This is a genomic window from Bradyrhizobium pachyrhizi (assembly GCF_001189245.1).
Taxonomy (GTDB): domain Bacteria; phylum Pseudomonadota; class Alphaproteobacteria; order Rhizobiales; family Xanthobacteraceae; genus Bradyrhizobium; species Bradyrhizobium pachyrhizi.
On record NZ_LFIQ01000117.1, the window covers coordinates 417679 to 442406 of the forward strand.

16 protein-coding genes are annotated in these 24728 nt (G+C 65.1%); 3 read left to right on the top strand and 13 right to left on the bottom strand.

Features of this window, described 5'->3' with window-relative positions:
* Window positions 1-317: 317 nt before the first annotated feature.
* From AKL29_RS33735 to AKL29_RS33760, 6 genes are all read right to left on the bottom strand, one after another.
* Window positions 318-1076: a phosphorylase gene (locus AKL29_RS33735; RefSeq protein ID WP_050387134.1), complete on the bottom strand. Its 759-nt coding sequence runs from the start codon at window positions 1074-1076 to the stop codon at window positions 318-320.
* Entirely contained in the window at window positions 1073-3034 is a 1962-nt protein-coding gene (gene shc, locus AKL29_RS33740) for a squalene--hopene cyclase (protein WP_050387135.1), read from the bottom strand. Before shc ends, AKL29_RS33735 begins: the two co-directional genes overlap by 4 nt.
* Before the next feature lie 162 nt (window positions 3035-3196).
* Window positions 3197-4447 (bottom strand): hydroxysqualene dehydroxylase HpnE, encoded by a 1251-nt coding sequence (gene hpnE, locus AKL29_RS33745; RefSeq protein WP_050387136.1) that lies wholly within the window; start codon window positions 4445-4447, stop codon window positions 3197-3199.
* Window positions 4447-5283 (bottom strand): presqualene diphosphate synthase HpnD, encoded by an 837-nt coding sequence (hpnD, locus tag AKL29_RS33750; RefSeq protein ID WP_050387137.1) that lies wholly within the window; start codon window positions 5281-5283, stop codon window positions 4447-4449. The genes hpnE and hpnD overlap by 1 nt, the downstream gene beginning before the upstream one ends.
* Window positions 5280-6158, bottom strand: a complete 879-nt coding sequence (gene hpnC, locus AKL29_RS33755) for a squalene synthase HpnC (RefSeq protein ID WP_050387138.1) — start codon at window positions 6156-6158, stop codon at window positions 5280-5282. The genes hpnD and hpnC overlap by 4 nt, the downstream gene beginning before the upstream one ends.
* 194 nt (window positions 6159-6352) lie before the next feature.
* A complete protein-coding gene (locus AKL29_RS33760; RefSeq protein ID WP_028331722.1) occupies window positions 6353-6586 on the bottom strand; it encodes a hypothetical protein in 234 nt (77 codons plus the stop codon).
* Window positions 6587-6990: 404 nt separating this feature from the next.
* Here AKL29_RS33760 and AKL29_RS33765 point away from each other — a divergent pair, with 404 nt between their 5' ends.
* Complete coding sequence (locus AKL29_RS33765; protein ID WP_028331723.1) at window positions 6991-7494, top strand: hypothetical protein; 504 nt, start codon at window positions 6991-6993, stop codon at window positions 7492-7494.
* Window positions 7495-7590: 96 nt separating this feature from the next.
* Here the strand turns inward: AKL29_RS33765 and AKL29_RS33770 are convergent, their stop codons facing one another.
* The 4 genes from AKL29_RS33770 to AKL29_RS33785 all read right to left on the bottom strand — a co-directional run bounded on the left by AKL29_RS33770 (window position 7591) and on the right by AKL29_RS33785 (window position 14070).
* Window positions 7591-9975, bottom strand: a complete 2385-nt coding sequence (locus AKL29_RS33770) for an efflux RND transporter permease subunit (protein WP_050387139.1) — start codon at window positions 9973-9975, stop codon at window positions 7591-7593.
* A gap of 197 nt (window positions 9976-10172) precedes the next feature.
* On the bottom strand, window positions 10173-10967 hold the full coding sequence (gene eutC / locus AKL29_RS33775) for an ethanolamine ammonia-lyase subunit EutC (protein WP_028331725.1): 795 nt from the start codon (window positions 10965-10967) through the stop codon (window positions 10173-10175).
* A gap of 4 nt (window positions 10968-10971) precedes the next feature.
* Window positions 10972-12558: a B12-binding domain-containing radical SAM protein gene (locus AKL29_RS33780; RefSeq protein WP_050387140.1), complete on the bottom strand. Its 1587-nt coding sequence runs from the start codon at window positions 12556-12558 to the stop codon at window positions 10972-10974.
* Window positions 12559-12687: 129 nt separating this feature from the next.
* Window positions 12688-14070 (bottom strand): ethanolamine ammonia-lyase subunit EutB, encoded by a 1383-nt coding sequence (locus AKL29_RS33785; protein ID WP_050387141.1) that lies wholly within the window; start codon window positions 14068-14070, stop codon window positions 12688-12690.
* A gap of 338 nt (window positions 14071-14408) precedes the next feature.
* On the opposite strand from AKL29_RS33785, the gene AKL29_RS33790 reads away from it, so the two are divergent.
* Both AKL29_RS33790 and AKL29_RS33795 read left to right on the top strand, forming a co-directional pair.
* Window positions 14409-16115, top strand: a complete 1707-nt coding sequence (locus AKL29_RS33790) for a methyl-accepting chemotaxis protein (RefSeq protein WP_152977861.1) — start codon at window positions 14409-14411, stop codon at window positions 16113-16115.
* Between the two features lie 165 nt (window positions 16116-16280).
* Window positions 16281-17783: a sensor domain-containing diguanylate cyclase gene (locus AKL29_RS33795; protein WP_050387143.1), complete on the top strand. Its 1503-nt coding sequence runs from the start codon at window positions 16281-16283 to the stop codon at window positions 17781-17783.
* A gap of 47 nt (window positions 17784-17830) precedes the next feature.
* On the opposite strand, the gene AKL29_RS33800 is transcribed toward AKL29_RS33795, so the two are convergent.
* Genes AKL29_RS33800 through AKL29_RS33810 form a run of 3 tightly spaced genes read right to left on the bottom strand, consistent with a single transcriptional unit; the run spans window position 17831 to window position 24527 of the window.
* Window positions 17831-18709 carry a transglutaminase family protein gene (locus AKL29_RS33800; protein WP_050387144.1) on the bottom strand — a complete coding sequence of 293 codons (879 nt, stop codon included), beginning with the start codon at window positions 18707-18709 and terminating at the stop codon, window positions 17831-17833.
* The gene (locus AKL29_RS33805) at window positions 18706-21249 is read right to left on the bottom strand and encodes a circularly permuted type 2 ATP-grasp protein (protein ID WP_028331731.1); all 2544 of its coding nucleotides are present in this window, start codon (window positions 21247-21249) and stop codon (window positions 18706-18708) included. Before AKL29_RS33805 ends, AKL29_RS33800 begins: the two co-directional genes overlap by 4 nt.
* Before the next feature lie 20 nt (window positions 21250-21269).
* Window positions 21270-24527: a transglutaminase family protein gene (locus tag AKL29_RS33810; RefSeq protein WP_050387145.1), complete on the bottom strand. Its 3258-nt coding sequence runs from the start codon at window positions 24525-24527 to the stop codon at window positions 21270-21272.
* Window positions 24528-24728 lie beyond the last annotated feature (201 nt).

Here is a 24728-nt window from a genome sequence, read left to right on the forward strand (position 1 = left end):
TCATAGTTCACTCTCGGACGAATAGGCCGTAGCTGTCAAGTATCGAGCAGGCGCCCTGCGGCCGTAGGGCCGTTCCCGGGGCGCCGGCGCGCTGCTGGCGTAGAGGCTGGAGGCGCGACCCACGGACGCGAGGAACAGCGATACGGGGGTCTCACCGCACAGCCGACGCGCAAGTCCCCGCTGACCGCGCGGAACCGGAACAGCGTGGGATCAGACGAAACCTTCACGCACCAAAGCAAAAGGCCCGATCGCGATGCGACCGGGCCTTTGTTTTGAGCTTGATACGCCGAGAAACCCATTCCCGGGCCGGCGGAGGATCAGGCCGCCTTCGCCGTGATCAGAACGTCTTCCACCGGCATCAGCACGTCGTTGCCGAGCAGGAAGCCGCGGCAGCTGCGCAGCGAGCGCAGCGCGCGGTTGAAGTCGATTCCGGTCGACACCAGCGCGCGCAGCGTCCGTGGATTGCGCGCGATGCCGCGCAGCACCTTGCGCAGGTCGATGTCGCCGTTCGGCTTCACCGCGGATTTCGCAAGTTCCGGTAGCGCCCGGTGCGCGGGATCGCTGATTACGCGTAGCGCGGCAAACGGAATGCCGGCCTTGGCCGCATAGGCCGCCGCGATATGGCTCTCCATGTCGACTGCGGCTGCGCCCGTCATCGACCGCAGGGCGGCCTTGCAGGCCTTCGCCGCGATCACCTCTTCCACGCCGGCGAGACTGCCGCGGACGATCCTGCGGCGCTTCAGCGCGGCGCTGGCGATCATCTCTTCGTTCAGCGCGGATGCGGCCAGGAAGCGGGTATCGCCCGACATCACCTCGGTCGCGACCACGACGTCGCCCGACTTGAGCGACGGATCGAGCCCGCCGGCCACGCCGAACGAAATCACGCCACGGAAGGTGGTCGGATCCAGCGTCGCCAGCAATTCACGCAGCTGCTGTGGATCGCTCGAACTGCAGATTACGATCATGCCGGGGCCTGCCGCGATGCGGGCCTCCTGGACCAATCCAGTCACAATCAATACCGGCCGAGGATCAATTCTACTGCCCACGGTCTCGGCGGCCCCCGCCTCAACAATCACATCCCGACCCCTACCACCCTGCTATTGGTGCTTCTCAAATTTCGATACCGCGCCAGCGCCCAGAGCGGAAAGAACTTCGAGTAGCCATGATATCGCAAGTAAAATACCCGCGGAAACCCCGTAGCTGTGTATCGCCGCTCGTCCCACAGCCCTTTTTCCGTCTGTGTTGCCTTTAGGTACTCCACCCCCCGCGCAACAGCGGGATTTTCGACTTCTCCGGCCGCCATCAATCCAAGCAAAGCCCATGCCGTTTGCGAGGAGGTCGACGGCGCAACTTCATAACCCTTGTAATCCAGCCGGTAACTGACGGCGTCCTCGCCCCAGCCGCCGTCCTGATTCTGGACTGACGCCAGCCAGCCGACCGCCTTCCGAATCATCGGGTCGTCGCGATCGACCCCTGCGACGTTTAGCGCCGAGAGCACCGACCAGGTGCCGTAGATGTAGTTCAGGCCCCAGCGGCCGTACCAGGAGCCCTCGGCAAGCTGGGTACGGCGCAGATAGGCGACGCCGTCGGCCATCGTCTTGCTGCTTTCGACGGTCTCACCGAGTTGGCCCAGCATCGAGATGCAGCGCGCGGTGACATCCTCGGTCGGCGGATCGAGCAATGCGCCGTGATCGGAGAACGGGATGTTGTTGAGGTAATATTCGAGGTTGTTGACGTCGAACGCGGCCCAGCCGCCGTCGCGGCTCTGCAGCCCCTCGATCCACTCGCGGCCGCGCGCGATGGCCTCGTCATATTCCCTGGTTCCGGTATGACGCCGCACGCGATCCATCGCCATCACGACCACCGCGGTGTCGTCGAGATCGGGATAGTGGTCGTTGTTGTACTGGAACGCCCAGCCGCCCGGGCGGACGTTCGGCGCCTTGACCGCCCAATCGCCCTTCAGCTCCAGCACCTGGCGCGGCTTCAGCCAGTCGAGGCCCTGCCTGGCCTTGGCAAGGGTAGCGTCGCCGCCCGCTTCCTGCAGCGCATGACAGGCCAGCGCGGTGTCCCACACCGGCGAGACGCAGGGCTGGCAATAGGCCTCGTGCTCGCTAATCACGAGCAGCTTGTCGATGCCGCGGCGGGTGATGGCACGCGGCGGGAAATTCTCGTCCTTGCCGAGCGCCTCATACATCATGACGATGTTGGCCATCGGCGGATAAATCGCGCCCATGCCGTCTTCGCCGTTCAGCCGCTCTTCGGTGAAGGCGAGCGCGGCATCGATCGCGCGTTGGCGCAGGCTCTTCGGAAACATCGGCTCGATCACCCGCAGCACGGCGTCGAGCGAGCGGAACAGATAGAACCAGCTCGCGCTCTGATGCGGCGCCTTCGGCGCCATGCGGACCGATTTCGGATCCTCCAGGAACAGCTCGTCGATGCCGACGCCTTTCGGATTCTTCGCACGCGGCTTCAGCGCGGCAAGCACCATCAGCGGCACCATGGTGGTGCGCGCCCAGTAGGAGATCTTGTTGATGTGGAACGGCGACCACATCGGCAGCAGCATGATCTCGATCGGCAGCACCGGCGTCGCGCGCCAGGTCACGACGCCATAGAGCGCAAGCAGGAAGCGCGTGAACACGTTGCTGCCCGAAGCACCGCCGCGCGAACGGATCGCCTCGCGCGCCCGCACCATGTGCGGCGCGTCGACGGAATCGCCGATCATCTTCAGCGCGAAGTAGGACTTCACGCTGGCGCTCATATCGAACGGGCCGTCATGCACCAGCGGCCAGCCGCCATGCGCGCCCTGGACGCGACGCAGATAGTTACCGAGCTTGGCCTCCAGCCCGGCATCGATCGGCTCGGCCAGATAGTGGCGCAGCAGGATGTACTCGGCCGGAATGGTGCTGTCGGCCTCGAGCTCGAACACCCAATGTCCGTCGGACTGGCGATAGCCGAGCAGCGCTTCGGTTGCCTTGGAGATGCTCTTCTCCAGCGCGACCGGGTCGACTGCAACGCTGTGATCTCTCGCAAGCATTTCGCTCGATATCCTCTTCATCGCGGGCCGGCTGATCGAAAGCCGCGGCCGCTCCAGAGCTGATCCGATTGCACCGGATCAGCTCTTGTCCTTTTGTTCAGTCGCGTTTGCTTCACGCGAACCGGTAGCCACTTCGCTCGAAAACGCGCCAACAGGTCGAATCTAACGTCTGGCCAGAACCAGATCTGCGGCGCGATCACCGGATCGCACCGATCCCTCGATGGTTGCCGGCAACCCGGTAGCAGTCCAGTCGCCGGCAAGGAACAGGTTTTTTTGCGCCGTCGCGGGCCCCGGACGCAGGGCATTCTGTTCCGGCGTCGCCTCAAATGTGGCACGGCGCTCGCGCACGATCTGCCAGGGCGGCAGGTCGCCGGAAACCCCCAAGGCCTCGCAGATTTCCTGCCAGATCGCCAGCGCGAGCTCCTCGCGCGGCATGTCGACCAGGCGGTCGCCGTTGCTGATCGTCACCGACAGCCGTTGCGGGAACGCGAACAGCCACTCCACGAGGCCGCCGACCACGCCGAGAATGGGCGCGGCGTCGCGCGGCGGATCAACGCGGAAATGCGCGTTCACGATGGCGCGGAATTTGGTCGGAGTTTTCAGGCCGGGCAGCAGCGCCGCCGCGGCGCGCGGCGGCACCGCAAGCACGACGGCGTCGTCGGCTCCCAGCGCGACCTTGTCGCCATTACCAAAATCAAGCTCAGTGATGCGGCCACCCGACATGCCGAGCGCACGCAATTCGTGACTGAACCGGACGCTGTGGCCGCCCTCCTGCAGCAGCTTCACGGCCGGCTCGATCAGAACCGAGCTCAAGCCGTCGCGCGCGATCAACGGACGGCAGGCCTGCCCGCCCGCAAGCAGCGTCTCGCGCACGATGGCGCCGGCGAGCCCGGCCGAGCCCTCCGGGGGATCGACATTCAGCGCAGCGAGCAGCAGCGGCTGCACCAGGCGGTCATACAGCGTGCCCTTGCAGGGAATGGTGTTGCCGACCAGCGCGCCGGTGCCGGCCCAGGCCAGCGGCGCTAAGGCAAGATAGTCGCGCAGGCTGGTGTCCGGGACGCGGCGCGTCTCGTCGAACACCCACAGCGGCAGGCGGGAATCGCCGAGGTCGAGCTGCCAGCGCCGGCCGCTGGCAAGATCGACGAACGGAAACTGCGCGCGCGCGGGCCCGACGAGGCCGGCCTCGGTGCCGATCGCGCGCGCATAGCTCAGCGCATGGCGGTTGCCCGACAGCAACAGATGGTTGCCATTGTCGATGGTGAGATTGGTGGCCGCGTCGAAATAGGAGCGGCAGCGGCCTCCGGCCTGCTGCGTCGCCTCATGGACAAACACCCTATAGCCGCCATTGGCGAGGCGCACGGCCGCGGAGAGGCCGGAAATGCCGGCACCGATGATATGAACGGTCTTTTGCATCAGATGATCGCGTAACGAAGAAGGATGCCGATCTTGGCGGCCTTGGACACACGTACCGGCGCGCGCGGGGCGGTGAAGCCGCGCGCGATCAGGAGATCAAGAATCGCGCGGTAGTATTTCGACATGATCCGCGGCGCGCGCACGGCGCGGCGCGAATTGCGCTTCATGATCTCGTCGGATTTCTGGAAATGCATCTTGGCTCGCTCGGCCAGCGGCGCGCACACTTTCGGCAGCGCGCGGTCGGCGGTGACGCGGGCCGGATCGTTATTGGTGATGCCGGCATGCCAGAGCCATTCGCGCGGCAGATAGAGCCGGCCGAGGCCGGCATCCTCGTCGATGTCGCGCAGGATGTTGGTGAGCTGCAGCGCGCGGCCGAGGTGATAGGCGAGCTGGATGCCGTCGTCCTCGGGCAGGCCGAACACGCGCACCGACAGCCGGCCGACCGCGCTCGCGACGCGATCGCAATACAAATCGAGCGTCGCGAGATCCGGCGCGCGGATGTCCTGCGGCACGTCCATCTCCATGCCGTCGACGATCGCGACAAAATCCTCGCGCTTCAGGCCGAAGGTCTTCACCGAGGCGACATAGTCCTTCAGCCGCTCCGGCGGATGCCCCGCATAGAGCGCATCGATATCGTCGCGCCACTGCTGCAGCGCGGCCAGCCGCTGCGGCCGCGGGCCGTCGGAATCGGCAATGTCGTCGACCTGCCGGCAGAAGCTGTAGATCTGGAACATCGCCTCGCGCTGCGCGCGCGGCAGAATGCGCATCGCGGCGTAGAACGAGCTGCCCGACGCGGTGCTTCCGTAATTTGCGTTGGCCGCCGCCTCAACGCTCATGCGCCAGCCGCCGATTTGGAGACCGCACGCCGTCCGGTCGCACGCCGCGCCGTCTCGCCGGCGACGCCGCCAAGGCTCTGCAGCAGCAGTTCGAGCGGGCTCAGATGCACGCGCTCGCTGAGCGGATCGCGCACCTTCAGCATGTTGACGATCTTGTCGGCGAATGCCTGGATCACGGAGATTTCGAGCCCCAGCCTGAAATCCTTCACCTCGGCGGCGAGCGACTTGCTCTGGTCGAGCAGCGCCTCGGTACGCACGGCGAGCGCCTGCAGGCATTTGAGCAGGGCCGGCTGCGACTTCGTCTCGCCGAGCATCTCGACGGTCGCGCCCGCGGCGACCAGGGCATCGCGCGGCAAATAGACACGATTCAGGTTGCGGTAGTCCTTGCCGCAGTCCTGCAGATGGTTGTTGATCTGCAGCCCGGCGCAGAGCGCGTCCGATGCCGCCCAGGTAGAGGTATCCTCGCCGTGCACGTCGAGCATGAACCGCCCGACCGGCATCGCTGAGTACCGGCAATAATCGATCACGTCGTCCCAGTTCTCGTAACGCAGCTTGGTGACGTCGAGGCGGAACGCCACCAGCACGTCGAGCGCGTGCCGCGGCGGCATGCCGCGCTCGGCGAAGGCGCGGCGCAGATTGACCGCTTCCTTCTGGGTGTCGCCATTGCCAAGCAGCTCGGCCTCCATGAGGTCGAGGTAGCGCAGCTTCTCCGCAGGCTGCAGCGTGGCGTGATCGGCGATATCGTCGGCGGTGCGGACGAAATTATAGAAGGCCAGGATCAGGGCACGATGCCGCGGATGAATGATCCACGACGCGACCGGGAAATTCTCGTCGCGGTGGGTCTTTCCGGATCGCAGGTCGCTCGCGGTGGTCATGGGAAATTTGGGCTACACTGGTCATGGCACGACGCAGGCGCGAAAGGTCAGCGCATGCGGGGGATTTGCGAGCCCCATATAGGGGAATATGCCACCAAAACCAATGCTGTCCGTGACCGCCAGCATATGAAGCCCGTGGCCGGCACAAATGCCGAGCACGGGCCTTGCGGCGATCCATGGGGCCCGAACCGGCCTTACTGGCCGTGGGTCTTCAGCACCTGGTCGCAGGCGGCGCTGATCTTGCTACGGTTCTGCTGCAGGCAGGCGAGAATGGTGAAATCGCCCTGATCGATCACGGCGCGGCAGTGACGCTGCACGTCGCGCGTGCAGGCCTTCTGCTCATCGGGTGTCCCGCGCGTCTGCTGGGCGAAGGCGCTGGACGAGAGCGGGATCGACAACAGGGCAAGAGCCAAGAGAAATTTACGCATCGTATTCCTTCATTTCCGACAGCAGAAAATCTGTTCCCGAAAAGCGCTTCGGCATGGCCGGGACGGATTTTGGGGATTGCAGACGCCACGTAACGCGGCAATGGATTGACGACAAGCACCGCTAAATGCGGCTAAATTTGCGGCGCTGTAAACCCCTACATAAGTAATTGATTCGCAATGGCGATTCGTGCCATCACTTTGTCGCGTTCGGCTATTGCGGATAGTACTTGCGCAAAGCTACATGCCGTCACGAAGCGACGGTTTCTGATTCTGTTCGATGACAATACGGGCGCCGCGCGCCGTTTCTGTCGTTTGAACCTAACATTCTTCGGTGACACTAAACCTTCGATGCGGCGAGACGCTTTCTTGCGTAGGAAGCGTTGATTTTGATGGGAAAATTCACAATGAAACGGTTTGGTTCCAGCCTTTATGGTCAGGCTCTCAGGGCTGTGGGCGTCGGCGCCGCACTGATGCTCTCTGCCTCCGCCGTCCACGCCCAGGCCAGCGGGCCGTTTGCCGGCTTTGCCGGCTCGTGGACCGGAACCGGTACGGTCGCGCTGTCCAACGGCACGACTGAACGGATTCGTTGCAAGGCGGATTACAAGGTCGCACCGTCGGGCATGAGTCTGAAGCAGTCCCTGCATTGCGCCAGCGACAGCTACAAGTTCGACCTCTCCAGCGACGTCACCAGCCAGGGCGACCGGATCTCCGGCAACTGGAGCGAGGCGAGCCGCAACATCTTCGGCAATCTGCAGGGCACCGCGGGCGGCGGGCGGATCGACGTGTTCGTCGAGGCGTCCGGCTTTGCCGCGAACCTGAACCTGCAGACCAACGGCTCCAAGCAGGTCGTGCAGATCGACTCCAAGGGTGAGATCCGCGGTGTCTCGATCACGATGACGAAGAGCTGACGCTCCCGGCCGATTGCGCCCGCGAGATACAAAAGGCCCGGTTCCGAACGCTTCGGAACCGGGTCTTTTTGCTGCAGCTTTTTGCTTGTTCGCCGATTAGGCCTTTTCGATCGGCGCAGGCTGGCCGCCCCTGCCGTGGAGCTTTTGCGACAGGTTGATCAGGAACATCGAGGTCGGCCGCAGGATAAAAAGGTCCGCGACCAGGGCCGCCACCATCGAGAACGCGCTGAGCCAGCCGAACAGGCGCAGCGACGGCAGGTCGGAGAACACGGTGACGACGAGGCCGCAGGCCAACACCACCGTGGTCAGGATCAGCGCAGGGCCGACCAGGACGGTGGCGCGCTCCACCGCAAGTTCCGGCGTGACACCCGGCTTGGTCTCGAGCCGCAGGCGATTGAGGAAGTGGATGGTGGCGCTGAGGCCGAGACCGAACGACACCGTCAAAGCCACCACGCTGGCGAATTGCAGCCCCTCCCCGAGCAGCCACAGCACGGTGCCCGACAGCACCACCGGGAAGATGCCCGGCAGGATGCAGGAGAACATCACCACGATCGAGCGGAACGCGAGGCCGATGAAGATCGCGACCAGTGCGAACTCGACGGTGAGGCCGCGGTTCAGCTTCTCGATCATGCTGGCACTGTTGCGCGCCGCGATCGCCGACAGACCGGTGACCGCGATCTCATAGCCGGGATGCTCGGCCCGCACCTTGTCGAGCTCCTTGTCGAGCTTGTCGACCACCGGCAGGATCTGGCTGGAATCGAGGTCCGGCACGCGGCCCGAGACCACCACCGCATCCTGATCCTTGGAGATGAAACGCCGCACCAGATGCTCGGGGATCAGGTCGACATATTCCTTCAACGTCGCGACGTCGGACGAGCCGGCCTTCTCCGCAAGCCAGCGCCGCAGGGTTTCCAGCGACCAGACGTTGCCGACGCCCGCGGTCTTCTCGACCATCGCGTGGACGTCGGCGATCGTCTTCAGCGTATCGGGTGCGTAGAGCGAGGCGCCCTTGGGGAATTCGATCAGCACGTCGATCGGATTGGCGCCGGTCAGCTTGGCGTCGAGCCGGCTCGACGCCGCGACCGCCTGCCGCTTGTCCGGCACCTGATCGGCGAGCCGGTAGCGCGGCTCGAGATTGGCGTAGATGATGCCGAGGCCGCCGACCACGATCAGCGCCAGCAGGCTGAACAGCCCGGGACGGCCGACCATGCGCACCGCGATCCAGTAGCAGAAATTGCGCAGCGCCTGCACGCCGGCATCCGCGCTCTGGAACTTGACCGCAAAGATCTTTTCGTTGCGCACGAACAGCACGCCGAACACCGGCACCAGCGACAGCACCGCGATCAGCGCGATGATGGTCGCGGCTAGCCCGGCCTCGCCGAACTTGCGGATCAGATCGGAATCCGAAAACTGCAGCGCGATGAAGGAAATTCCGGCCGTGCCGTGCGTCAGCACGCAGGCGGGACCGACCACCAGCACCGCATTCTTGAACGCGGTGAACTTGTCCTGCCCGGCGATCAGCCGGTCGCGCGCTGCGAATGTCAGCTGCATCGAGTCGGAGAAGCTGATCACCATGATGAGCGGCGTCATCACGTTGAGGAACATGTTGAGATTGAAATTGGCCCAGCCGAGGCCGCCGAGCGCGAGCAGGATCGCGATCATCGGCGGGAACGCCGCCGCCACCATGAAGGATATCTTGCGGAAGAAGATGATGGCGATGATGCAGCCGGCGAGGATGCCAAGGATGTTGTAGGTCAGGCCGTCGCGCTCGACCGCATTGCGGATCTCGAGCTGCATGACCGGCACGCCGGACAATTGCGCATTGAGCCCGCTGCCGCCGAGATCGTCGGCCATGATCTTCCTGATGTCGCCGACCACCTTGCTGAGCTTGTTGCTGCCGACCACTTCGGGCTCGAGCGACAGCACGATCAGCGCGAGCGTGCCGTCCTCCGACAGCAGCTTGCCGCGGATGATCTCGTTGCTTTTCACGGTCTCGACGAACTTGTCGTAGGCCGCGCCCTCGGGAAGTTCATTCGGGAACAGCGCCGCCGGCAGCTTGCCGGGCTCCGGCGCCTGCCGCGCCGAGAACAGCGACACCAGGCCGCGCACGCCCTCGACGAGCTGCAGGTCGGTGACCATGTCGCGCAGCTTTTCGAGATTGTCGCGGGCGAGCAGCGTCTTGCCTTCGACCACGACGAGGACGTCGAACTCGGTCGCCGGGAAGCGCTTGGTCACCGCCTCATATTGCTTGTAGTCCTTGGAGTCGGAGCGGAACAGCTGCGAAAGCGAGTCGTCGATCTTGATCCGGTGCACCCCGAACACCGCGCCGATCAGCAACAGAACGAGGACAATGCAGGACAGGATCGGCGCCCGCATCGGGATCAGGCCGAGACGTTCGATCCCGAACGCGATGCTGAGGCCCGACCGCGGCTCTTCGATCTTCTCGACGTGGACCTGACTTTCGGAATTCTTTTCGAGCATGCCCTGTCCAGTTCTGAAAACGGCTCAATCTGTCTAGCTTGGGTCTAGGGGCGCGAATGAGGCGGGTGAGCGCAACTGATCGGCGCTAGTCCTTGAAAACACGCGAATATTGACCGGCGCCGGTTTTACCTGCCCGACCCTTTGCTCGCAAGCGCGAGGGGCGAGGCAAATCGACAGGGAACCGCCGATCCCCGCCATTAAGTATCTGATTTGTCACACCCTGGTAGCGCATTCCTCGACGATCCACCGCCGCTTTCATCTTTCAACGCGACCCCTGTGATCTGGCGTGCCAGGCCCTCGCGCACAAGCCACGAAATCCTGAATGCGGCCTCCGCATAGCTCAGCCCGGCACGGTGGATGTTGGAGATGCAGTTGCGGTCGGCATCGGTGAGGCCGATCCGCGGGGCGAAGGTGAGATAGGCGCCGAGGCTGTCGGGTGCGGACAGGCCCGGCCGTTCGCCGATCAGCATCACCAGCATGCGCGCGCCGATGATGGCGCCGATCTCGTCACCGAGCGCTACCCGCGCCCCGGACGCTGCGATCACCGCGCCGGCGTCGATCTTGTCGGCCGCCAAGCGCGGCACGAGATGCCGGATCAATTCGACGGCATGCACATTGACCGCCGTCGGCGACAGGCCGTCTCCGATCACGATGGCGCAGGGGCATGCGGTGATGGCGCAGGTCTCGAGCGACCGCCGCGACGCAGAATCCAGCATGCGCCCGAGATCGGGCCGCCGCAGATAGTCGCGCCGGCTGTGCGCCTGGCTCGACACCTCAAGCGGCGTGATGCCGAGGCCGGCAAGACCGGCCGCGATCCCTCTGACATCGAAGGCGGCGTGGACAGCGTCGCGGGCGCGGGCATGGTCGAGCGTGAACGACAGCAGCGCATCGGTCGGCAGGCTGGCCCCGGACCGGCCAAGGCCGACGCGCGCCGGCGTGAGCTCGCGCAGATCGGCAAGCGAAGGGGACAAGGGCGCCGGCGGTGTCGTCATGCTGCTATTCGGCGGGGACAGAAGCCTCGCGCAGCCGGATCGAGTAGTTCGAGGCGTTCTGCCGGCCGCTGGAGGCTGCACGCGCAAAGGTGATCAAATGATGCGCAACCAGCGTCGCCGAGATCAACCCCTCGATGTCGCCGCGCTTGAGCCGGCCGAGCGCAAACTTCCAGAACACGCGCTTGTAGTCGCCGAGCACGCCGACCTTCCAAAAGATGTTGCGGAGCATGATCAGTCCGCGCCGGATGTTGGCCCAGCTCTTCATCTCCGGGCTGACCGGCACCTTGATGCGATTGGCATAGGTGTAGTTGCATTGATGCAAATAGCGCGCGAACAGCCTCTTCGGCTCGTAGGCAACTTCCATGCATTTGCGCCACGAACTGACCACGTCCTCATAGGGCAGCAGGAACTCGACATTGGAGTCGCGGCCCTCGTCATCGATCAGCCGCCCGGCTTTTTCGAGCCGATCCCACAATGGCGTCTTCGGCAGCGCCTGCAGCAGGTTGATGGTGAGCAGCGGAATCCGCGACTCCTCGACGAAGGAGAGCAACGCGTCGCCGGTCTGGGGCTTGTCGGTATCGAGCCCCATGATGATGCCGGAGACGACCTCCATGCCGAACGAATTGATGGTGCGCACGCCCTCGAGGATCGGAACCATCATGTTCTGATCCTTGTGCATGGCCTTCAGCGCGTCGGGATCGGGCGTCTCGATGCCGACGAAGATCGTCACGAAGAAGGCCTCGCGCATCTTCTCCAGGATCTCGGGGCGCTTGGCGATGTTGAGCGTCGCCTCGCAAGCGAGGCGCGTGACATATCCGGTCCGCTTCTGCCACTCGATCAGGTGCGGCAACAGCTCGCTCGCCGCCTTGCGGTTACCGATGAAATTGTCGTCGACGAAATACACGGTGTCGGTGGCACCGCACGCGCGCAGCTTGTCGAGCTCGGCGATGATCTGCTGCGGCGACTTCAGGCGCGGATTGCGGCCATAGAGCCCCGGGATGTCGCAGAACTCGCACTGATAGGGGCAGCCCGAGGAGAACTGGATGCTGCCGAGAAAGTACTTCTTCGTTTCGGCGAGCTCATAGGCCGGCAGCGGGAAATCCGTCATCGGCAGCCGGTCGACGGTCGTCAGCACCACCTGCTCTTCGGGACGGCTGGTATCATCAGCCAGACGCTTGATCAGTTCATTGGTCGCATCGCCGAGCTCGCCGACGTGGAGGTAGTCGAATGAGGGATAGTAGTCCGGGCAAGCACTCACCGACGGGCCGCCGATCGCGACCACCAGGTCATGGTCATGCGCGCGATGGCAGATGTCGTTCATCTGCTGGCGCTGGATATGCATACCGCTGACGAACACGGCATCCGCCCACTCGAAATCCTCCGCCGTCGCCGGACGCAGGTTCTCGTCGATGAAACGCACCGGCCAGTTCTCGGGAAGGTATGCGGCGATCAGCAGCAGGCCCTGCGGCGGCATGAACGCCTTGACGCCGTCAGTGAGGGGGTAGGCGTGCTCGAAGGTCCCAAAGGACGACGTATAGCGCGGAAAGACGCAGAGGATACGCCGAACTGTCTTTATGCCCTCAGCTCTCATCAATCGACCCCGAAGCACCCGCAAATCTAACCATGGCGTGGAACGCTGGGCCAGAAATTCTTCAACATTGTGGCACTTACTAACGTCACATCGGCGAGATAGTTGCTCTGCAGAATTTCGCTATCCCCCTCAGGTCAGCAGCCTGACAGCGAGATCGGGCAACCGCCCCGCATCGGCAAGGAGGCGGAAGTCCTGCCCGGCAAGGCCGACGCGCGCGAGCCAGTCGTCGAATTCGGGGGCCCGCTTCAGGCCGAACAGGTCGCGGACATAGAGCGCATCGTGAAACGATGTCGACTGATAGTTCAGCATGACGTCATCCGCGCCCGGCACGCCCATGATGAAGTTCACGCCGGCCGCCGCAAGCAGCGTCAGGAGATTGTCCATATCGTCCTGGTCCGCCTCGGCGTGGTTGGTATAGCAGACGTCGATCCCGAGCGGCAGGCCGAGCAGCTTGCCGCAGAAGTGGTCCTCGAGCCCGGCGCGGATGATTTCCTTGCCGTCATAGAGGTACTCAGGACCGATGAAGCCGACCACGCTGTTGACGAGCAGCGGATCGAACGCGCGCGCCACCCCATAGGCCCGCGCCTCGCACGTCTGCTGATCGACCTGGTGATGGGCATTGGCCGACAGCGCCGAACCCTGCCCGGTCTCGAAATACATCACACTGTCACCGACCGTGCCGCGGCGCAGCGACAGCCCCGCTTCCCGGGCCTCCCGCAGCAGCGAGAGGTCGACGCCGAAACTGCGATTGGCCGCCTCGGTGCCGGCGATCGACTGGAACACGAGATCGACCGGCAGCCCCTGCCCGATCAGTCCGAGCGTGGTCGTGACATGGGTCAGCACGCATCCCTGCGTCGGAAGCTCGAGCCGCGTGATGATGTCGTCCAACAGCCGCAGCAGGGTGCCGATGACCTTCGGATCGTCGCTCGCCGGATTGATGCCGATGCAGGCATCGCCCGCTCCCAGCAGCAGCCCGTCGAGAATCGAGGCGGTGATGCCCTTGGGATCGTCGAAAGGATGGTTCGGCTGCAGCCGCGTGCTCATTCGCCCGCGCAAACCGATGGTGTTGCGGAAGCGGGTCGTCACCTCGCATTTCTTCGCGACCAGGATCAGATCCTGGTTGCGCATCAGCTTCGACACCGCCGCAACCATCTCTGGCGTGATGCCGCGCGAGATCTTCTTGATCGCTTCCCCGCCGGCGGCATCCGACAGCAGCCAGTCGCGGAATCCGCCGACGGTGAGCGACGACACCGGCAGAAAGCCGGCAACGTCGTGGCTGTCGAGGATCAGGCGGGTGACTTCGTCATCCTCATAGGGGATGACAGGCTCATCGAGGAATTGCTTGAGCGGAACATTCGCCAGCACAAGCCGTGCGGCGATCATCTCCTCCGCGCTGTCGGCCGCGATGCCCGCCAGGCGGTCGCCTGAACGCGGCGGCGAGGCCTTGGCAAGCAGGATGCGCAGATCGTCGAATGCATAATTGGTGGCGTCGATGGTGTGACGATAGAGCATGGGAGGTTCGTCGCGGGCTGGGGCAGCACAACCTAGCACCTCTTTGCGAAAGGCGTGCCAGCGGTTTCGCCCCGCGTGCCGGCGCCGTTGGCGATGACGGCGGCGCATCATCGGCGCCGCCGCAAGCCGCGGGCACCCGGCAGACTCAAAGCTGCCGATAAGGCATTGGGATTATTTACAGATTTTAACGGTTGCGGCTGCACAAAACTCGCGCGTTAAGAAATTGTCCATGAAAATTTTGCATAAGCTTTAATCGGCCGAAGGTACTCCCCGGCCTCTTGGAGTGCCCCGCAATGCCCGCCCCCGTCACATCCCCCGTCTCCATGTCCCGGCCGCCAATGGCATCCCGATTCTCGCTTGCTGCCAGGCTGTACTCGACGTTTGCGCTGATTGCGGCGCTGACCGCGGCCATCACCTTCCTGTCCGAATACAATGCGCGGCGCAATGCCGATCTGACCGAGGCCGTCGACCTCGCAAGCCGTGCCGCACTCAATGTCGAGCGGGTCAATTCGCTGGTCTATGCCGTGGTGATGGAATCCCGCGGCATCTACATGTCGACCGATCCGGCGGCCGTGAAGAAATACGGCGACGGGCTGCTGGCGTTCAACGAACGCATTCTCGGCGTGGTAAAAAACTGGGAAACCCTGGTGCAGGCCGACGACGCCGCCCAGTTCGCGGTGTTCAAGAAGCGCATCGAGCAGTTCATCGATTTCCGCAAGGAGCTGGTACGCCGCGGCATCGAGATCGGCGCCGCAGCCGGGCGGGAGTGGGGCGACAACGACGCCAATCGCGACGTGCGCACCGCGCTGAACAAGGATCTCGAGGCGCTCTCCAAGGTCTATGCCGAGCGCAGCAAGAAGCTGGCGCGGGAGACCGACACCAACCGCACGATGGCGCTGGTGCTGACCGGCCTCGGCGCCGCGGCCTTGATTGTGGTGGTACTCGGCGTGCTGATCATCGCCCGCTCGGTGGCCCGGCCGCTGTCGCAGATCACCACGACGATCAAGCACGTCGCCGAGGGCACCGACCATGTCGAAGTACCGCATGTCGGGCGCAGCGACGAGATCGGCGCACTGGCACGCGCCATCAAAATCTTCCAGGAAGCGATGGACGGCAATCGCAGCCTGAACGCGCAGGTCGTACAGGATTCCGAGGCGCGCGACGCGCGCGGCCGGCATATCGAGACCTTCGTCGAAGCGTTCCGTGGCACGATCGGCGAGGTGCTCCGCGCGGTGCACGACAACGCCGCGACGATGCGTCAAACCGCGCAGACCATCGCAACCGTCGCGTCGGACGCCAGCGGCCGCGCGGTGGCGGCGGCAGGCGCCACCGAACAGGCTTCGAGCAACGTCTCCGCGGTGGCGGGCGCGGCCGAAGAACTCTCCGCCTCGGTCGAGGAGATCGGCCGCCAGGTCAAGCGGTCGTCCGGCGCAGTCGATCAGGCCGGTGCGCGCACCGATCGCTCGATCAACGAGATCGAGGGCCTTGCCGCCACCACCCAGCGCATCGACGGGGTGCTGAGCCTGATCCAGGCGATCGCCGAGCAGACCAACCTGCTCGCCCTCAACGCCACCATCGAAGCCGCCCGCGCCGGCGATGCCGGCCGTGGCTTCGCCGTCGTCGCGCACGAGGTCAAGGCGCTGGCCGGCCAGACCGCGAAGGCAACCGCCGAGATCAGCGAGAATGTGGGCCTGATCCAGGCCTCGACCCGCAACTCGGTAGCCGCTGTGCGCGAGATCGGTCAGGCGGTGCGCGAGATCAGCAACGTCACCGCGAACATCGCGAGCGCGATCGGCCAGCAGGACGCGGCGACGCGCGAAATCTCCGCCAATGCCCAGATGGCCGCCCAGGGCAACGAGACCCTGGTCACCAATGTCGGCTCGCTCCGCGATGACATGGACCAGACCAGCAAGGCGGCGGAATCGGTGCTCGCGGCCTCGAACGATCTGACCACAACCGCCGAGACGCTGTCGCGCGAGGTCGAGCAGTTCTTCCGCAACCTGCGCAGCGACGCGGCCGACGGCCTGCAGCGGACCGGAACCTGAGCGGCGATGTGGCGGGGCCCTGCGACAGGGCCCCGGCAATCCGGATGGTTAAGACTCTCCCAACGCACGGACACAAATTGCCTCCGCTTCGGGTCGCATTTCTCAATTTGATGCCTCCATAGAAAAGCGTCGCTGCGCGAGGGCGCGGGGAAGTGGAAGCGAGCAATGAACGGGCTTTTGCCAAAGCCGAAGGCAGTGCCGACCAAACGGCTCCTTACACTCGGGATCGGCCTCGTTCTCTGCTTTTCGGCGATCTGCGCATCCATTCTCTGGGAGATGGCGCGCAAGGACTATCGGCATGCGAAGGAAGGCGCGACCAACCTCGTCGCCTCAATCGCCAGCGAGATCGACCGCAACATCGACCTCTACGACCTCTCGCTCCAGGCGGTCGCCGACGGCGTCAAGCTGCAGGAGTTCGGCAAGATCAGCCCGGAGCTTCGCCAGGTCGTGCTGTTCGACCGCGCCGCCACAGCCAAGGATCTCGGCTCGATCCTCGTGCTGAATGCGGCGGGGGACGTCACGCGCGATTCCAGGACGTTGACGCCACGGGTCGCAAATTTCGCCGATCGAGACTTCTTCCGGGCGCATCAGACGCGAGCGGACAGCGGCCTGTTCATCAGTGCTCCGTGGATTACTCCTGATGGCGAATATCTGATCAGCCTTAGCCGTCGCATCAACAATGACGATGGCTCCTTTGCCGGCGTGGTCGCGGGCAGCATGCGGCTCAGCTATTTCCACAATCTGTTTCGCAAGCTGAACTTCGGCTTCGGCGACAGCATGGCGCTGTTCAACAGCGATGGCGTCATACTGATGCGCGCTCCGTTCGACATCAGCAAGATCGGGCAAAGCATCAAGGACTCTCTGGTCTTCAAGCAGTTTCCGGCACGGCAGTCCGGCTCCTACATCACGAAATCGATCGTCGATCATGTCAGCCGGCTCTATGTTTTCCAGGCGGTCGGACACAATCGCCTGCTCATCGCCGAGGGTCTTGCGCTCGACGGCATCTATGCCGACTGGTGGCAGCAGCTCTGGCTGATCGGCAGCGTGGTGGCAGCGCTCTGCGGCTTCTCGATCGTCCTGATGTTCTACCTGGTGGCCGCTCTCAAACGGCGGGCCGCCGCGGAAGATCGGCTCGCGCACCTCGCGAGCACGGATGCACTGACCGGCCTCGCCAACCGTCGCCGCCTCGACGATACCCTTGACGTCGAATGGCGCCGTGGCATGCGCGCAAAGGCGCCGGTCTCGCTTCTGATGATCGACGTCGATCATTTCAAGATCTACAACGACACGTACGGGCATCAGGCCGGCGACGCCGTGCTCACCACCGTGGGACGGTGCATCGCAGGCAGCGCCAAGCGTGCAACTGATCTCGGCGCCCGCTATGGCGGCGAGGAGTTTTCGGTGTTGCTGCCGGGCATCGGCAAGGCGAGCGCCCTGGAAATTGCCGAACGGATCCGCGCCAAGTTGGCGGCCGCGCGGGAATCCGAGCCGGAGTTGCCGACCGTCAGCATCGGATTGTCCTGCCTCGTCCCGGACCACGAGCGCACATCGCGCGATCTGCTCAAGGCCGCGGACCTTGCACTCTATCAAGCCAAGCGTGAAGGCCGCGACCGCGTCATCGTCAGCCCGATCGGGTGGGACAAATCGGGCAAGCGGCACGTCGCCTGATCGCGATTGCATTGGCGCGGTCGAGCGCGCCGCGCACCCATCCCGTCTCACTCCACTGGCAACACGTCGACCGCAACGGCGAGCTTTTGCTTGCGCGCGCCGACGATGACGCCATCGACCGGCGAGACGTCGGCAAAGTCGCGGCCGATGGCGAGAATGATGTGGTCACTCCCGACCATCAGATCGTTGGTCGGGTCGAACCCGACCCAGCCGAGCGCGCTCCCGCACCAGACCGAGACCCAGGCATGGGTGGCGTCCGCGCCCTGCAGCCGCGGCTGGCCCGGCGGCGGAATGGTGCGCAAATAGCCGCTGACATAGGCCGCGGGCAGACCGAGGCCGCGCAGTCCTGCGATCATCACATGGGCAAAGTCCTGGCACACGCCGTGGCGCTTTTCGAACACGTCGCGAAGCGGCGTCGAGATCACGGTCGCCTTGGGATCGTATTTGAAGTCGTTGCGGATGCGGCGCATCAGGTCGGCCGCCCCGGTGAGGATGCCGCTACCGGGCACGAAGCTCGCGGAAGCGTAGGCCGTCACGGGCCGTAGCACCGGCACCAGTGCGCTGGCAAAGACGTAGCCGACCGGCGAGGCCGCATCGAGGCTCAACGCTTCGAACGCATTGTCACGCACGTCTTCCCAGGGCGGACTGGCGGCGGCGCGCGCCGGCGGCTGCCGCGACACCGAGACCCGCGAGCGGGCATCGATGCGCAGACTGCGATGCGCGGTCTCGATCAGGACGCTTTCAGTGAGCGTGCCGAAGAAGTCGCGCCTTGCGGTGCGTTCCGCGGGCCTCGGACGGATCTCGACCGAATGCGATATCAACTGCTGCCCGTCCCCGCTAACCGGCTCCAGCCGCAGCGAGCAGCGCGCGAAGCTGACCTGGGTCTCGTAGCTGTAGGTCGTGACGTGACGGATGTCGTAGATCACGCCAGCCCCGTGAGCTTCTCCGGCCGGCTGGCATTCGGTCCGTGCGGGAAATAATGCAGCCCGATCGCGTCGGCGAGGTTGAGCAGATCCTGCTCCAGCGCGAACAGCGTCTTGACGTCGAGGCTCGAGGCTTCAGCCGTTGTGAGCATTGCCTCCACCGCGACGGCAAGGCGCTGCGGCCGCTCGATCAGGCCGTGCTCCTTCAGGCTCGGCAGCGCGGCAATATGCTCGTTCAGCGCCGCGACCTGGAATGCGACCGAGCGCGGATTGTAGGGGTCGAGCACCGCCAGATCGCGCACCGGTGCGAGCAGCGGCTGCACCAGATAGCGCGAGCGATAAGTGATCTGGCAGTCCACCAGCGTGAGCAGAACGTCGAGGTCCTCGTCACCGGCTTCGTCATAAGCGAACTGACGGGCAAAGCGCGTGGTATTGACGGCGCGCTCGGCGCGGCGGCCCATCTCGAGGAAACGCCAGCCGGCGGCGCGGTTCATGTTTTCCTGCGCGAGGCCGGCGAAGCTTGCGAGCTCCTGCAAGGTCAGTTCGGCGGCGCTGACGACGCCGTCATCGTCATGAACCTCGATGGCGAGCCGATCAGCCATCTCGGTGATGACCTGCCAGGCGTCCGGCGACAGCCGCTCGCGGAGCGAGGTCGCGGTGCGCTGCGCGGATCGCACCAGCGACAGCGCCGAGCCGAATTTCTCCTCGCTCTGCAGCGCTTCGAGCGCGACCTTGGCGAGATTGGCGCGCGCGGTCTGCGAGGCCGCGCCCCAGGCGACCAGCATGCGCTGGATGCGCTCGGCCGAATGCATCGCCGGCGCCGAGCCGTTCGAATTCGCGCGCGCAGGATCGCGCAGCGGCGTGCACAGCGCGCGGATCAGCCGGATGGTAGCCTCGGCGCGCTCCAGATAGCGGCCGAGCCAGAACAGATTGTCGGCGGCGCGGCTCGGCAGCACGCCGGCGATGCGGCGGATGCGGACGGTGTCGACCGCCGGCAGCAGGGTCGAGGTCTCAACCGCCTTGTCGGAGACCACCCAGACGTCGGCGGACACCGCGCCATCGCCCATCGACACCGCGCGCGCATCGGCCCGATCGGCAATCCGGCAGAAGCCGCCGGGCAGCACAGTCCAGCCGCTCGGCGTCGCCGCCGCGAACACCCGCAACACGAACGGACGCGGCGCGATGCGGCCGTTCTCCCATACCGGCGTGGTCGACAGCCGCACGAGCTCCTGACCGACATAATCGATGCCGCGATGACTGATGGCATCCTTCAGGCGGTCGCGGTCCGCGGCCGACAATTCGCCCGGGAGCACCGGTCCGTTGCCGGGAAAATCCGCAACGCCGCGGCCATAGGCGCCTTCGATCGCGAACTCGTCGAGCCGCGACAGCACTTCTTCGCGGGCGGATTTCTGGCCGCACCACCAGGTCGCGATGTGCGGCATCATCAGGTCTTCAGAGAGCAGGCGCCGACACAGATTGGGCAGGAAGCCGAGCAGCGCCCTCGCCTCCATCACGCCGGAGCCAGGCATGTTGGCGACCACGACGCCGCCCTTGCGCAGAACCTCGACAAGCCCGGGCACGCCGAGATAGGAGGACGCGTCGAGCTCGAGCGGATCGAGCATGTTGGAATCGACCCGGCGCAGCAGCACGTCGAGCCGCTTCAGCCCGGCGACGGTGCGGATGTGGACGCGGTCGCCGGAGACCGCAAGATCGTCGCCCTCGACCAGCAGGAAACCGAGATAGCGCGCCAGCGTGGCGTGCTCGAAGTAGGTCTCGCTGAACGCGCCGGGCGTCAGCAGGCCGATCCGCGGCTCGTCGCGATCGGCGCTGGCGCGCAGCGAATCGCGGAACCCCTCGAAGAACGGCGCGACGCGCTCGACATTCATCGACTTGTAGAGATTGGAAAAGGCGCGTGACAGCACCAGGCGGTTTTCCAGCGCATAGCCCGCGCCCGACGGTGCCTGCGTGCGATCGCCGAGCACCCACCAGCGGCCGTCGGGCCCGCGGCCGATGTCGGCGGCATAGAGATGCAGATAGCGGCCCCCCGGCGGCTTGATGCCGCTGACCGCGCGCAGATACTCGCTGCTGCCGGCGATCGCAGCGGCAGGGATGGCTCCGTCGGCAACGAGGCGGCCTTCGCCGTAGAGATCGGCCAGCACCATCTCCAGAAGCTGCGCGCGCTGCGCGACGCCGGCGGCGAGCTGGCGCCAGTCCGCCGCGTCGATGATCAGCGGCAGATGGCTGAGCGGCCAGATCCGGTCGGAAGTGTCGCCCGGCGCGCGATAGGTGACGCCAGCCTCATGCAGATGGCGATCGGCGGAGGCGAAGCGGCGCTCGATATCGGCCGGCGACAGCGCGGCAAAGGCGTCGAAGAAGCGGGCCCAGACCGGCCGCGGCGCGCCGTTGTCAGCAATATACTCGTCGGGAATGCCGGGCAGCCGGACATAGTCGCGGGTCCACTGCGCCATCCGGCGCTGACCGGGACGGGCCCTACTTTCCTGACTGCTGCCTTGACTATTGCCTTGGCCACCCGATGCGGTCATTCCACTTCCCCTTGACACAATTAGTGCAGGAGCGGCGTCCGCAAGTCGAGGGTCAAGGGAAACTCAATTGTGCGTTCCTCCGGCGGCGTCTCGATCCTGCCGGGGGTATGGCCGTGCTCCTGGAAGCGCGCCAGCCGCCGCGCCTCGGCCTCGTAGGAATTGACCGGCTTGGTCTCGTAGTTGCGGCCGCCGGGATGGGCGACATGATAGACGCAGCCGCCGAGCGAGCGGCCGTTCCAGGTGTCGATCAGGTCAAACGTCAGCGGCGCATGCACGGGAATGGTCGGATGCAGGCCGGAGGCCGGCTGCCAGGCCTTGAAACGAACACCGGCGACCGCCTCGCCGGCACGGCCGGTCTCGGTCATCGGCATCCGTCTGCCGTTGCAGGTGATGACATGGCGCCCCTCGACGAATCCGGTCGCCTTCACCTGGAGACGCTCGACCGACGAATCGACGTAGCGCACGGTGCCGCCCGAGGTGCCCTCCTCGCCCAGCACATGCCAGGGCTCGAGCGCCTGCCGCAGTTCGAGACCGACGCCGCCGTGATGAACGCGGCCGAAGGCGGGGAAGCGGAATTCGAGCTGTGCCTGGTACCATTCCGGCTCGACATCGTAGCCGGATTGCTTCAGCTCGGCGAGCACGCCCAAGAAATCCTCCCAGAGGAAATGCGGCAGCATGAAGCGGTCATGCAGCGCGGTGCCCCAGCGCACGAACCGGCCCTGCTGCGGCTCACGCCACAGCTTTGCGATCAGCGCGCGGATCAACAATTGCTGCGCCAGCGACATCCGCGGGTCGGGCGGCATTTCGAGCGCGCGGAATTCGACCAAGCCGAGCCGGCCGGTCGGGCCGTCGGGCGAATAGAGCTTGTCGATGCAGATCTCGGCGCGGTGGGTGTTGCCGGTGATGTCGACCAGGATATGCCGGAACAGGCGATCGACCAGCCACAGCGGCGCATCCATGCCCGGCGGCGGCACGTGCGAGAGCGCAATCTCCAGCTCATAGAGCCCGTCATGCCGCGCCTCGTCGATGCGCGGCGCCTGGCTGGTCGGGCCGATGAACATGCCGGAAAACAGATAGGACAGCGACGGATGACGCTGCCAGTACAGCACGAGGCTCTTCAACAGATCGGGCCGGCGCAGGAACGGTGAATCCTCCGGCCTGCTGCCGCCGACCACGATGTGGTTGCCGCCGCCGGTGCCGGTGTGGCGGCCGTCGATCAGGAAACGGTTGGCCCCTAACCGCGTCTTGGCGGAGTCCTCATAGAGGCCGAGCGTGATGTCGACGGCCTCGCGCCAGCTTTGCGCGGGCTGCACATTGATCTCGATCACGCCGGGATCCGGCGTCACCTTGATCACCTCGATGCGCGGATCGAAAGGCGGTCCGTAACCCTCGACGTGCACCTGCAGCTGCAGCTCCTCGGCGGCGGCTTCGATCGCTGCGATCAGATCGAGATAATCCTCGACCTTCTCGACCGGCGGCATGAAGGCGCACAGCACGCCGTCGCGAACCTCGATCGACATCGCGGTGCGCACCGGCAGCGGTTCGGGAATCTCCTTCAAGGCCTGCTGCAGCTCGTCAGAAAGCGCATCGCGCGGCGCCATCGGATCGCGTTCGACGACGTAGGGATAATCGTCCGGTGGCACATATTCGAGCGAGGCGATCGGAAGCCGCAAGCCCAGCGGCGAGTCGCCGGGCGACAGGAATAGATGGCTACGCCGGATCTTCCAGCGCTCGCTGCGCCAGCGTGCCGGCACACGATCGCCGAGCGGGCTCCAGCGCTGGATCGGCAGCACGTAACCTTTCGGCGTGGTCAGCCCCTCATCGAACACCCGCGCCATCCGGGCGCGTTCTTCCGGATCGGTCAGCTTGGAATTCGCCGGGCTGACATTGGCCGGCAGGCCGGCCTCACGCTGCAGCCAGAAGGCGGGGTCTTCATAAGCCGGCATGGCATAGTCGGCGCCGAGACCAAGCTTGGTTGCTGTTACTTCGACGAAACGCTGGGCCTCCGCGATCTCGGCCTTCCGCGAGTTCTCGATGCCGGCGATCAGCTCGGCATTCTTCCAGATCGGCTTGCCGTCCTTGCGCCAGTAGAGACCGAACGCCCAGCGCGGCAGGCTCTCGCCGGGATACCATTTGCCCTGGCCGTAATGCAGCAGGCCGCCCGGCGCGAACCGCGTGCGCAGCTTGCGGATCAATTCGTCGGCGAGCGCGCGCTTGGTCGGGCCGACCGCGGCGACATTCCACTCCGGCGATTCCAGATCGTCGACCGAAACGAAGGTCGGCTCGCCGCCCATGGTCAGGCGCACATCGTCTTTCCCCAGGTCGGCATCGACCTGCTCGCCGAGCCGGTCGAGCCGCGCCCAGGATTCATCGGAGAATGGTTTGGTGATGCGCGGCGCCTCGCCGATGCGCTTGACGCTCATCTCGAAGCCGAACTCGACATTGGCAACGCCCGCGGTGCCGGTCACCGGCGCGGCCGAGCGATAGTGCGGCGTGGCACAGACCGGGATGTGGCCCTCGCCCGTCAGCATGCCGGAGGTGACGTCGAAACCGATCCAGCCCGCGCCCGGGAGATAGACCTCGGCCCAGGCGTGCAGGTCGGTGAAATCGCTCTCGACCTCGCGCGGCCCCTCGAGCGGATCGATATCCGGCCGCAGCTGAATGAGATATCCGGAGACGAAACGCGCGGCGAGCCCGAGGTGGCGCAGCGTCTGGATCAAGAGCCACGCCGAGTCGCGGCAGGAGCCGGAGCCCGCGGCAAGCGTCTCCTCCGGCGTCTGGATGCCGGCCTCCATGCGGATCACGTAGCTGATCTTCTTTTGCAGCTGCGCGTTCAGCTCGACCAGGAAGTTGACGGTGCTGTCAGCCTGGCGCGGAATCTCCTTCAGGTAAGCCGCGAGCAACGGCTCGGGCTCATCGGTCTCGAGATAGGGCGCGAGTTCGGTCTTGAGATCGCCGGGATATTCGAACGGAAAGCTGTTGGCAAAGGGCTCGACGAAGAAGTCGAACGGATTGACCACCGTCATGTCAGCGGTGAAATCGACCTCGACCTTGAGCTCGGTGGTCTTCTCCGGAAAGACGTAGCGCGCCAGCCAGTTGCCCTGCGGGTCCTGCTGCCAGTTCACGAAGTGATTGGCGGGCAAGACCTTGAGCGAGTAGCTTGTGATCGGCGTGCGCGTATGCGGCGCGGGCCGAAGCCGAATGGTCTGAGGCCCGAGATCGATCGGCCGGTCGTATTTGTAGTGCGTGACGTGATGCAGTGCGACTGATATCGACACGGACCGAGGGCTCCAGCAGCTTTTTTGAGCAGAACACTGCTGCCGGTCGACATCAAGCACTAACAACGGGCATGGGGTGCCCAAGGTAAGGGCGTGATCCGTAGCCCGGATGGAGCGAAGCGAAATCCGGGGTCTTCATCCGCAGGAAGAGTCCCGGATTGCGCGGAGCTCGTCATCGGGCGCGCATTCGCGCGACCCGTT